The organism is Shewanella sp. SM20 (genome assembly GCF_025654545.1).
Taxonomy (GTDB): domain Bacteria; phylum Pseudomonadota; class Gammaproteobacteria; order Enterobacterales; family Shewanellaceae; genus Shewanella; species Shewanella oncorhynchi.
The window spans coordinates 1-2,741 of the sequence record NZ_JAKKRK010000110.1; the positions used below are offsets into that span (position 1 = coordinate 1).

Annotated in this window: 4 protein-coding genes; all 4 read left to right on the forward strand. The window is 49.5% G+C overall.

Translation table 11 applies throughout. The annotated features are described in order from the left end of the window. Window positions 1–80: 80 nt before the first annotated feature. The 4 genes from tnpA to L5M18_RS22965 are packed head-to-tail and all read left to right on the forward strand — an operon-like array spanning window position 81 to window position 2,683. The gene (gene tnpA, locus L5M18_RS22950; protein ID WP_248084421.1) at window positions 81–362 is read left to right on the forward strand and encodes an IS66 family insertion sequence element accessory protein TnpA; all 282 of its coding nucleotides are present in this window, start codon (window positions 81–83) and stop codon (window positions 360–362) included. Next, on the forward strand, window positions 362–712 hold the full coding sequence (gene tnpB, locus L5M18_RS22955) for an IS66 family insertion sequence element accessory protein TnpB (protein WP_216832057.1): 351 nt from the start codon (window positions 362–364) through the stop codon (window positions 710–712). The genes tnpA and tnpB overlap by 1 nt, the downstream gene beginning before the upstream one ends. 21 nt (window positions 713–733) lie before the next feature. Next, window positions 734–2,401, forward strand: a complete 1,668-nt coding sequence (gene tnpC / locus L5M18_RS22960; RefSeq protein ID WP_263198708.1) for an IS66 family transposase — start codon at window positions 734–736, stop codon at window positions 2,399–2,401. A gap of 18 nt (window positions 2,402–2,419) precedes the next feature. Next, window positions 2,420–2,683, forward strand: a complete 264-nt coding sequence (locus tag L5M18_RS22965; protein WP_248084423.1) for a transposase — start codon at window positions 2,420–2,422, stop codon at window positions 2,681–2,683. Window positions 2,684–2,741 lie beyond the last annotated feature (58 nt).

The window sequence follows — 2,741 nt, forward strand, 5'->3', positions numbered from 1 at the left end:
GTAAGCGTCCATTTTAGGACGTCCTATTCCCACTTAAGATCGCGCGATAAGCTGTGCACTCATCATAACAGGAGAGTGATATGGCAAAGCGAGCTTACCGCAATGCTGCACAGTGGCAGCAATTAATCGACTTATGGCACACATCAGAGCTGAGCATCACTGAATTTTGTCAAACCCATCAACTCAGTACCATGTCATTTTATAAATGGCGGCAACGCTTGGCTGAGCAAACTGAACAAGCGCCTGTGCACCAGGATACACCGTTTATCGATTTATCCGCGCTTGCACATCACGGTAACACCCGCTGGCATATCGTCTTGTCACTGGGCAATGGCGTTGAACTTACCCTTAGCCAGCAATAATGTTTATCCCTGCTGCCAACCAAAAAATCTGGCTGTGCACCACACCCGTGGATATGCGTAAATCCTTTAACGGTTTAAGTGCCCTGGTGCGCAATAAACTTTGCCATAATCCACAAAGCGGCCAGTACTTTGTGTTTATCAATGCCCGCAAAACCCAGATGAAGGTGTTGTACTTCGAAAGCTCAGGCTATTGTGTCTGGGCTAAGCGCCTCGAGCAAGGCCAGTTTCCGGTGAAACCGCATCCGAGTGGGATCCAATCACTCACCGGTTGCACCCTGCAAATGATCGTTGACGGAATTACCGTACTTCGCCAGAAACAAGCGAAGCGCTATGGGCAGTCAAGCGCTTGATAAGTCTGTATAATTGACGCTATGAAAATCAAACCTTCATCCTCATCCAACGTGGCAACGGACGCCGAGACACTGGTTAATTTGACCAGTGAAATCGCGCGCCTGCAGAGTTTGTTGCAACAGGCTTCTGCAGAGAATCAGGCCTGGTCAGAAAAGTACGGCAAGCTGGAAACCGAGCATACGTCATTGCGCGAAACCTTCGCAGGCATTCAGCAACGCTTAGCCTGGTTTGAGAAACAGCTGTTTGGTCAGAAATCAGAAAAGCGCGCCTTGGAATTGGGTATGCAGTTAAGCTTACTGGGCGATATGGTGCCACCGCTGACCCAACCTGAAGGTGAAACCGAATATACCACCTACACCCGCCGCAAAGGCAAACAGCGCCCGGATGATTGCGTTAATGACTGTGGTTTGCGATTTAACGATAACGTACCGGTGAAAGTGATTACGCTGATACCAGACGAGTTAAAAGGGGAAGATGCCGACCAGTATGAAGTGATTGGCGTAAAAAGCACCTTCCGCTTAGCACAGCGCCCAGCGAGCTTCGACGTGCTGCGCTATGACCGGCAAATCATCAAACACAAAGACAGCGACACTATCCTGCCAAGCGCAGCGCCGTTCAATGTGCTGGATAAAAGCGTGGCGGATGTGAGCTTTATCGTCGGCATGCTGGTGGATAAATTCCAATACCACTTGCCGCTGTATCGCCAACACCAGCGCTTAGCCGCAGCGGGCATTACTTTAAGCCGCAGCACACTGGGCACCATCGTGGCACGCGGTATTGATTTACTCTATCCGATTGTAGATGCGATGCTGACCAGCATCTTACAAAGCCAGGTGCTGGCAATGGACGAGACGCCGATTAAAGCTGGCAAAGCGGGCCCGGGCAAAATGAAGCAAAGTTACTTCTGGCCGGTGTATGGTGATAAGGATGAAATTGTTTTTACCTTCTCCACCAGCCGCGGGCGGCAACATATAGAAGGGATATTAAAACATCGCTTTAAAGGGACTTTATTAAGCGATGGCTACAGCGCCTATGCCAGTTATATCAAAGCGAATGAGGGCTTAACCCATGCCCAGTGCTGGGTGCACAGTCGCCGGCAATTTATTGCAGCCGAAAACAGCTGGCCACAACCGGCCAAAGAAGCGATAAGCCTAATCGCTAAGCTGTATGAGATAGAAGAGACTATCCGAAACCAAAAGCTCACGGATGACAAAAAACGCCAATACCGGCTTACGCACAGCAAACCGGTGGTTGACCGCTTCTTTACGTGGTGTGATGACACCCTACAGAATCTGACGCTGCTGCCCAAAGACCCACTACTTAAAGCCATTGGCTATGTACAAAGCAAAGAAATGGCACTGCGCGTCTTCTTAGAAGAACCCGATGTGCCGCTGGATACAAACCATCTGGAGCGGGCGCTCAGGCCCATACCCATGGGGAGAAAAAATTGGTTGTTCTGTTGGACAGAAATCGGTGCTGAGCATGTTGGCGTTATCCAAAGCCTGATAGTCACTTGTCGATTGCATGATATCAATGTAAACGATTATCTGACCGATGTACTGCTACGCATCAGCCAACACCCTGCCAGCCTGGTACACGAACTGACGCCACGGTATTGGAAAACCAAGTTCGCCGACAATCCACTGCGTTCAGACCTCTTTGCTTTACCCGCCACTTCGGTAGAATAGCCTCCAGACGGAGGCGATATGCGCATAGAAGACCTAACCTTAGACGAATTACATGACCTGAACGAGCTCATCTGCAAACGGATTGAGTACTTACGTTTGCAAAACGACATCAATGTTCTAAGCCAGCTACGTTTAGGCCAAAAAGTCCACTTCAAGGCCAAAGAAGGCCAAGTGTTCGGGGTGGTTATCAAAATCAACAAGAAATCAGTGATGGTGGTCAGCGATGATAACCGCCAGTGGAAAATCCCACCAGGACTGGTGCAGATCATGAAAGACATCTAGCCAGGATGCTTGGCCGAAATCTATAAGGCGTCAATACGTCCTAAAATGGACGCTTACG